At 45.2% G+C, this 8,005-nt stretch carries 8 protein-coding genes and 1 pseudogene; 3 read left to right on the top strand and 6 right to left on the bottom strand.

What is annotated here, in order from left to right:
* From C7B77_RS18145 to C7B77_RS31485, 3 genes and pseudogenes are all read left to right on the top strand, one after another.
* Nucleotides 1-638 (top strand): annotated as a pseudogene (locus C7B77_RS18145) (PhoD-like phosphatase); the annotation flags it as partial.
* A gap of 269 nt (nt 639-907) precedes the next feature.
* Complete coding sequence (locus C7B77_RS18135) at nt 908-1,633, top strand: phosphoadenylyl-sulfate reductase (protein WP_106307909.1); 726 nt, start codon at nt 908-910, stop codon at nt 1,631-1,633.
* Between the two features lie 69 nt (nt 1,634-1,702).
* Nucleotides 1,703-1,837, top strand: a complete 135-nt coding sequence (locus C7B77_RS31485; RefSeq protein ID WP_281261372.1) for a hypothetical protein — start codon at nt 1,703-1,705, stop codon at nt 1,835-1,837.
* Here C7B77_RS31485 and C7B77_RS18130 read toward each other — a convergent pair.
* From C7B77_RS18130 to C7B77_RS18105, 6 genes are all read right to left on the bottom strand, one after another.
* Nucleotides 1,821-2,798: an SMI1/KNR4 family protein gene (locus tag C7B77_RS18130; protein ID WP_106307906.1), complete on the bottom strand. Its 978-nt coding sequence runs from the start codon at nt 2,796-2,798 to the stop codon at nt 1,821-1,823. The two genes, C7B77_RS31485 and C7B77_RS18130, sit on opposite strands and share 17 nt — an antisense overlap.
* 119 nt (nt 2,799-2,917) lie before the next feature.
* Nucleotides 2,918-3,460, bottom strand: coding sequence for a DUF1349 domain-containing protein (locus C7B77_RS18125; protein ID WP_106307903.1), 543 nt, complete (start codon nt 3,458-3,460; stop codon nt 2,918-2,920).
* A gap of 97 nt (nt 3,461-3,557) precedes the next feature.
* A complete protein-coding gene (locus C7B77_RS18120; protein WP_106307900.1) occupies nt 3,558-5,141 on the bottom strand; it encodes an alkaline phosphatase D family protein in 1,584 nt (527 codons plus the stop codon).
* 66 nt (nt 5,142-5,207) lie between these two features.
* Nucleotides 5,208-5,573 carry a DUF6176 family protein gene (locus C7B77_RS18115; protein ID WP_106307915.1) on the bottom strand — a complete coding sequence of 122 codons (366 nt, stop codon included), beginning with the start codon at nt 5,571-5,573 and terminating at the stop codon, nt 5,208-5,210.
* Nucleotides 5,574-5,657: 84 nt separating this feature from the next.
* Nucleotides 5,658-7,232 carry a response regulator gene (locus C7B77_RS18110; RefSeq protein ID WP_106307897.1) on the bottom strand — a complete coding sequence of 525 codons (1,575 nt, stop codon included), beginning with the start codon at nt 7,230-7,232 and terminating at the stop codon, nt 5,658-5,660.
* Nucleotides 7,233-7,261: 29 nt separating this feature from the next.
* Nucleotides 7,262-7,822, bottom strand: a complete 561-nt coding sequence (locus C7B77_RS18105) for a recombinase family protein (RefSeq protein ID WP_106307894.1) — start codon at nt 7,820-7,822, stop codon at nt 7,262-7,264.
* Between the last annotated feature and the right edge of the window lie 183 nt (nt 7,823-8,005).

Here is an 8,005-nt window from a genome sequence, read left to right as displayed (position 1 = left end):
GACTGAGAGGGAGCGGGTTTGTTGTTGAGACGGATGAATCTAGTTTAGAGCCGCAATATCAGTCATCGGTATTGGTGCAATTGACGGCTAGCGCGCTCAGAAATGAGGAACCGATTACGAAACTGCTGCATACGCGCTTAAAAGATTGGTTGTTTCCCGAAAAAATTCGGTACTCGATCGGCCAGAATCGGCCACCCGAAATGTTACCATTTCGATCGCGATTGTCTCGCCGCGATCGCCAAACCCCCCATGATTGGGAATGCGTTTTGGAATGGATTCCCCGCCAGCGGACTGTAGGGGCTAGTTTTGAGATCGCAGCTCGGAAGGAGAGAGGGGGACGGGGCGAAAGCAATGTGGGTAGTTCTCAATTGAGTCGTGTCGATCGCGATCGGGTGTCTGGGGTGCCCGCTCGCTCCACTGCTGGCAGTTTCCAACTCAAACCCTACTTACAAAGGTTGATGTGGTGGAAATCTCGCTGGTTTCAAGATGGACGCGAGGTAGTCGGGCTAAATAATTTGGCAGTAGTCCAATGGCAATCGCAAACGATCGTGCAAGATCTCTATTGGCGTGCGCCCTGGTTGCCGAATCAAATCGTCTACAGCCGTTTTGTCGCTACACTCGATCGCGATCGTCGCTGACGGCGCATCGACTGAGACATCGGTGCATGTGTCGATCGGTTAACTCTTAACTAGTAACTTAGGTTAATAACAAAGAATTCTTGTACTAGTCACACCCCATCGCCCTCACCCCGCCCTCACCTGCGGCTCTGGCTCCCCTCTCCCAAAATTGGGAGAGGGGCTGGGGGTGAGGGCCAGATCGATCGGGCGATCCCAACCGAATTTGGCATAACTTTAGGATGTAAAATATCGGCAGAAGATCCTCCTTAATTTTTCCAGAGCAGACAACCATGACCCAGGCGACCACAGAACTCGATTTACCGACCCTAGATGCCGAACTGAGTACCAAAAGTCCTCAGGAAATCATGAAACGGGCATTGAGTTTATTCGATAATATTGCCATTTCCTTCAGTGGGGCTGAAGATGTGGTGTTGATTGACATGGCGTATAAGATTAACCCCAATGTCAAAGTCTTCAGTCTCGATACTGGTCGTCTCCATCCCGAAACTTATCAATTTATCGATCGAGTCCGCAAGCACTATAACATCTCGATCGATGTCATGTATCCAGAAGCAGCGGCTGTCGAAGCACTAGTCAAAGCCAAGGGTTTATTTAGCTTCTATGAAGACGGACATCAAGAATGCTGTGGCGTGCGCAAAGTTGCCCCCTTGCGACGCAAATTAGCCACCCTCGATGCCTGGATTACCGGACAACGCAAAGATCAAAGTCCTTCGACTCGCGCTGCGGTACCAGTCATTCAAGCTGATGGAGCCTTCGGTATGCCCGAACACCCCTTAGTCAAGTTCAATCCCTTGGCAAACTGGTCGTCTGCGGATGTCTGGACGTATATTCGCGCCCTCGAAGTACCCTACAACTCTCTCCACGAACGCGGGTTTATCAGTATCGGTTGCGAACCCTGTACCAAACCCACTCTCCCCCAACAACACGAACGCGAAGGTCGCTGGTGGTGGGAAGAAGCAACTCAAAAAGAATGCGGTTTACACGCTCCTAAATAGGGGTACTATCGTAGATTAAACGGTCGCCAATTTTACACCTTACCTGCTTGAGGCGCGATCGGCGATCGCATGACTCAAACCGCTCGTAAATTCGCGGGCGGGTTTGTGGGTACCGTCCAATATTCGCGCTCTGGAAGCACACAGCAGCCGATTAGCCCTGTCGATGTCGATCGCCTCCCGACCGAAGTTAAGGTAGCGTTTTAACAGCACTAATATTTTCTAGTAACAACAGTTGGCGGCATAGTCGATCGACAGCGCGATCGAGCGGAAACCACGATTTACGGATCTCTAATATCAACGTCAGTTCTGGGTTGTCTGGGTACAGATAGGTTCCAGAACGACGTAGATTTGGTGATATTATTGCCGCGATCGTTCGAGTCCGTCCCTTAGCGTCGGCCCAATTTAGAACCGCTTGAAACTCGGCCCAATCTAGAACCTCTCGAACCGTTGTATTATTCTCCTCAGCATAGATCTCGATCGTCCGATCGTCTAGGAATAGTGGCACGGTGCCACAGTACCATTTGTCAAAATCGAACCATCCATATAGATCGTCGGTTCTTTGCTCGAATTGGGTTTGCCAGTCTTCCTGTAAATCAGCGCACAAACTGTCAAAATCCAAAGCACTTTCAATCCCGATATATCTGTTGCGCTCGATCTCATCAGGAAGAGTTATTTCATCAAGAAAATTGTCAAAACTTTCAACAGTGGTCAGAATTTTAAAATGTAGGATATCTTCCCCTTCATCGCCAAAGAAAACAATTTGCGGCTCGATGACTGCTATTTGAGATCTCCACCCATAATCGAAGCAACCTACTTCATGACCGTTGATTGCAAAGATAATTAAGCGGTTGAGATGACAATATTCAAATAAAAGATCGAGAGTCGAGATCTCGTCTTCAGTGCATGTTAATTTGATGTAATCTTCAAAAGTCACCAGATCTCGATCGAGTGCGGACAAGCAACAGAAATCTTCGACCAGCGACTCTTGAAAGATGGAATAGCGCAACGTCCCGCCATTTTGTTGCAACATGAGCGATCGATAAGCACATGGAAAGACAAATTCATTTAGTACTTCGATCTCCGCAAGTTGAGCCGCCGTCAGCCCTCGACTGGCTGGGGTATATCCAGATGCTGGCGGAATCCAAAAATTTTTAGGTATTGCCATAAATTAGGCTCATAGCCATGAGAATTCGATCGAATATTAGCAAGTATTCTCAGCAAGATCCAAACTAATGTTAAATAATCTCTAATTACTTCAGTATCTTAAATGCAAAACCAGATAACTTAGACTGCGAACTGCTCGATCGATCGATAATTATCAAATACAACTTCATATCCATTGCCCTCTGGCGATGCACAAAAGATTCCAACTTGAACTTCGATCGTTGGGAAATAAGCCAATCTAAGTAGAACGTATTTTGAGTTTGGATCTAAATATGAAATATGGATTGCTTCTTGGCGACGCTCGACACGTAAACGAATAGATGAAAGTGGTGTTAATAGTGGCGTTAGCGACCAATCTGAGTAGTCGTGAGTGACAACAGCACTCAAATTCTGCACTCCGTCCACATATTCTATCCCTGTTTTAATCCAATGACGCTCGTCAGCGCGAATCATAATCCCTGCTTGGTCGTATAGATCCCGGTAGCTGCCACGGATCTCAACTTCGACTATAAAATCTGTGTTGATGCGATCGAAATAGAAATGTCCGTTATCGCGAATGAATCCATAGTGAGTAACACGCCAAAAATCAGTCTTGGGAGATGTATTGACGATTATTCTATCGTTAGAACTCGACCATTGAGCGGGTTCGTTTAGCCATTGCATAGCTTATATCTGAAAATACTAGGAAACGCTACATTAACGAGAAGCAGGGGTTTAAATCCCCATCGTAACAATCCAATTCTCAATTAATTTAACTGAGCTATCTTTCTGGATCTAAGTCGATGCTGTAAACTTTTTTACCATCTAAATTGTAATGCGCCACAGTCATCACTTGACTCTCACCATCAATCTTAACCTGTCCAAAAAATTGCAGTCCCGCAGAGGGTGGTAGGTTTTGGGTACCTCCAGGTGCGACACTGCTAAACTTAACCTGTGGGCCAAAAGTATTATCTAATTCATTTGGGCCAAAAGTGCCTGCATGAAGTGGCCCAGTTACGAATTCCCAGAAGGGATGAAAATCTTGGAATTGGGCGCGGGTTGGATCGTAGTAGTGAGCCGCTGCATAATGCACATCTGCGGTGAGCCAAACGACATTCCGAATTCGATTGTGTTTGATAAATCGAAATAACTCAGCAAATTCTAATTCTCGTCCGAGTGGCATTCCATTTCCATTTGCAGCATTTTCAAATGCCTTGGCACCATCGCGAATGATTAAGCCAACGGGCATATCACTGGCAATTACTTTCCAGGTTGCTCTGCAATTGAGTAAGCGTTGTTTTAACCATTGAAGTTGTCTATTTCCTAAGAAAGCTGTTTCGGAACTTGAGTTTGGCTGGAGATTTGGAGAATTTCGGCCTCGGTAGCTCCGTTTGTCTAGCATGAAAATTTCTAGTGCCGAGCCATAGTTAAAAGAGCGATAAATCTGTGACGGATCGCCCCCATTAAGCCGCATCGGAACGTATTCTAAAAAAGCTTGTCTTGCCCGATTCGCAAGTATATTTATGTTTTTGACCTTGTAGCGATCGTCGTTCTCAATGATTCGATCGGGATACCAATTGTTGTAGATTTCGTGGTCGTCCCATTGCACCAACTGCGGTACTTCCGCATTAAATCGCCGGACGTTTTCATCCATCAAGTTGTAGAGATAATTACCGCGAAATTCCTTAAGCGTTTCAGCAACTTTAGATTTTTCTTCTGTAACTAAGTTGCGCCAAATTTTACCATCTGCCAGTTTAACCTCAGATTGCATCGGGTTGTCTGCATAGATTGTATCTCCCGAATGAATGAAAAAATCTGGATTCAGTCGTCGCATCGCCTCATAAATTTTCATGCCCCCAAAGTCAGGATTGATGCCCCAGCCTTGACCTGCGGTATCTCCTCCCCAAACAAACGAGATGTCTTTGCCCTGTTTGGGAACTGTCCGAAAGGAGCCGTTGACGGGCGCGCTGACGAGCTTGGCATCATCTAGATCTTGAAATCGAACTCGATAGAAGACGAATCGCCCAGTGGGTAGTCCGGTGAGATTCAGCCGTGCGGTGTAGTCACTCGCTGCTAATGCCACTGACCCGACGATTTGCCTAGAATTGCGGAATGTGTCATCGTATGCATACTCTACTAACATCCGCGCGGGTCGATCGCTGCGACTCCAAACGATGGCACTGCCTTGAGTGATATCGCCACTGGCGATGCCGTAAGGAATTTTAGGACGTAGTTTATCGGATGGAACGATCGCGGGTGCAGAATGGCTAAATCTAGCGTTTGTCAGCAAGTTTGCGGCGATCGTACCGCTACTAATGAGAGTGGAACGAATCAAAAATTGCCGCCGCGAGAGTTGATGTGCCATATTGCCTCACTGGGTAACGATTCTTTTTTGCACATTATCTCTGTATCGTCATTGTAAGCGATCGTGCTAGCTGTCAGAGCCGCAGATGTCCCGAACTCGTTCTGCGCTATTGCCATCAACCAGGTCAACCAAAAGTCGCGCAGATTTTCCAGTTACCCACGTATCTTTCTTGAATTGCTGATGGTATGCGTCTATGGCATGAGGAGAGGACTGTACGACCTCATGTGCTTTTTTGATGGATTCTGCACGCATATAGCAGAGCAAATAATCATTGCCATCCAGTGACAAGTGGAACCAAGACTCTATTTTGACACCTTCATCTCGTAGTGTTTCAATAGCTTCGTCAGCACGCTCGTTGAGAGTTTTCGCCCACTCTTCTACCCGATCTAGAGTGTTTGGTTTTAGCTCAATAATATTAGCGACTACATCCACGATCGGCCCCTCAGTTTGCGCATTCTGACTTAATGTTAAACACCAATCTATCATCTGGCAACTACTGAATCGATTTTCTTCCAGCTAGCTGGATCGAGGAACCCTTAACAGAGATTTATTTAGTTCGGGAATCCGGATCGGTTTAGTCACAAAATCATTCATCCCAGCCTCTGCACAATTTTGCCTATCTTCTTCAAAAGCATTACCCGTTAAAGCAATAATCCAAGGCTGAGACAGCGTAGATTGACGAATTATTCTGGTAGTTTCTAGTCCATCCAGTTCGGGCATTTGCATGTCCATAAAGATCGCATCGTAGGATTTTTGCTTTAAGATCTTTAAAACTTCAATTCCATTGTTAGCAATATCGGCAGTATAGCCCAATGTTTGGAGCATTAATGTTATCACTTGCTGATTGGCTAAATTGTCTTCCGCCACGAGAATCTCTAATTTAGTTTGTCGATTCTCCACAGGAGATCGATCGATTAAATCGTGCGGGTTTGATACTTCTGGATTTTGGCTTTCGATTTCGTTTGCGGAGCATCTTTGTAAGAGAATCGTATTAAAGGTAAAGTAAAAAGTCGAACCTTTTCCTATAGATAAATCTGCTATCCAATTAGGAGGAGGAAAGCCGCCAACATTTCCTAAGCTTTCTACCCAAATCGTTCCTCCCATTAAGTTAATTAAACTTTTGCTAATGGCTAAACCTAAACCAGTACCGCCATATTTGCGACTGGTAGAAGCATCGGCTTGACTAAAGGGTTTAAATAATTTACTCAGGCGATCGCCTTGAATACCAATCCCAGTATCCTGAATGGCGATCGTGATTTCATGACTTTGGCTCTTTCCTTCTGCTCCAAAATTTGGATCTTTGGCATCTTCAATAGTTTTGCTAAAGACATCGATCTTCAGCCCACCTTTTGTCGTAAATTTAATGGCATTGCCCACAAGATTGAGCAAAACTTGCCTGAGTCTGGTGCGATCGCCTAAAATCGTATGTGGAACTTCAGGATCGATAACATAGGAAAAAGAAATCCCCTTTTCGGCGATCGCTTTAGTCATGAGGCTAGAGATCGATTCAAATATATCTTTGAGCACAAACGGACTTTCAACTAGCTCAAAGTTTCCAGATTCAATTTTAGAAATATCTAGAATATCATTAATAATTACCAGCAAGGCATTAGCAGAATCTTGAATTGTAGAGACATAACTCTGCTGTACGCGATCTAAGTTTGTAGCGGACAAAAGTTGAGTCATGCCGATGACTCCATTCATGGGTGTCCGAATTTCATGGCTCACATTTGCCAGAAACTCAGATTTTAACTTGTCAGCTTGGACGAGTTGGATATTAGTTTGTTGTAGTCTCGCTTCAGCCTCTTTGCGAGCCAGAATAGCTGCTTCAGCCTGTTGTTTCCGATTCAGAATTTCATCCTCATATTGCATTCGTTGATGGATCGGGATCGACACACAAGTATTAATAATCGACCCGTCCTGTAATTGCCGTTTGGCACTTAGTAACATGGGAACATCACTCCCCGTACTCGTGCGCAATGACAGGTAGGTTTCGTCAAGCTTGTTGTGAAGTTTTAGCGTGGGGAACATATGACTCTGCCAAAAAATACGTCCACTAATCGGCAGGATTGAAATTGGGGTTTTTTGCATAAACCCTCCAAAAGGGGGAATAAGCAGATTTATATACCAGGGCTAGCAGTTTTCTTCAAGTAACGATAGACACTCGCCTTAGAAAGAGAAAAATCTTTCATCAGAATTTTAATCAGAGTACCTTGTGCGCGTCGCAGATGCAGCTCGACGATCTGTGAAGCAGACAAAAGCTGTTTGCGACCGAAGCGAACACCCAACTCCTTAGCCTTATGAATACCGTCAAGCTGTCGTTCTGAGCGGATTTCAGTTTCAAATTCAGCAATAGCACCCAGCATATTAAACAGAAGTCTTCCAGTTGCACTCGACGTATCAAGATTCTGGTCGAGGACATGCAAAGCGACCTGTTTGCGCTTGAGCAAGTCGGCAATCTGGCACAGATGAAGAGTAGAGCGAGCCAGACGATCTAACCGCGAGACAACCAACGTATCCCCCTCACGGACATATTCCAGACAAGCATCTAACCTAGATCGCTGCTGGCTTGTGCCGCTTTTTTTCTCTTGATAAACCTTGTCGCAATGTTGGAGCTTATCTAATTGGACATCCAGACTTTGCCCCACCGAACTAACTCGCGCATATCCGACCAGAGCCATACGGAAAAACTCCAAGTTGTGCTCATATATCTCATTATTCCTTAGACTTTAAAAGAAAGGTATTTTGAGACATAAAAAGAGACATGATAGGGATGTGTCTCAGCTTGTATAGTTTTTGAGGCTAAGAATCTTCACAGCTAAACAACCACAAATGGAAGATGAAAATTTCAAAGCTACTCCCCA

Origin of the sequence: Chamaesiphon polymorphus CCALA 037 (assembly GCF_003003845.1) — a bacterium.
Classification (GTDB): domain Bacteria; phylum Cyanobacteriota; class Cyanobacteriia; order Cyanobacteriales; family Chamaesiphonaceae; genus Chamaesiphon; species Chamaesiphon polymorphus.
This window is presented reverse-complemented; position numbering and strand designations above follow the sequence as displayed.

Bases quoted from the DNA above. Each gene is read 5' to 3' on its own strand.
- C7B77_RS18135 (WP_106307909.1), top strand. From the start codon at position 908: ATGACCCAGGCGACCACAGAACTCGATTTACCGACCCTAGATGCCGAA.
- C7B77_RS31485 (WP_281261372.1), top strand. From the start codon at position 1,703: ATGACTCAAACCGCTCGTAAATTCGCGGGCGGGTTTGTGGGTACCGTC.
- C7B77_RS18130 (WP_106307906.1), bottom strand. From the start codon at position 2,798: ATGGCAATACCTAAAAATTTTTGGATTCCGCCAGCATCTGGATATACC.
- C7B77_RS18125 (WP_106307903.1), bottom strand. From the start codon at position 3,460: ATGCAATGGCTAAACGAACCCGCTCAATGGTCGAGTTCTAACGATAGA.
- C7B77_RS18120 (WP_106307900.1), bottom strand. From the start codon at position 5,141: ATGGCACATCAACTCTCGCGGCGGCAATTTTTGATTCGTTCCACTCTC.
- C7B77_RS18110 (WP_106307897.1), bottom strand. From the start codon at position 7,232: ATGCAAAAAACCCCAATTTCAATCCTGCCGATTAGTGGACGTATTTTT.
- C7B77_RS18105 (WP_106307894.1), bottom strand. From the start codon at position 7,822: ATGGCTCTGGTCGGATATGCGCGAGTTAGTTCGGTGGGGCAAAGTCTG.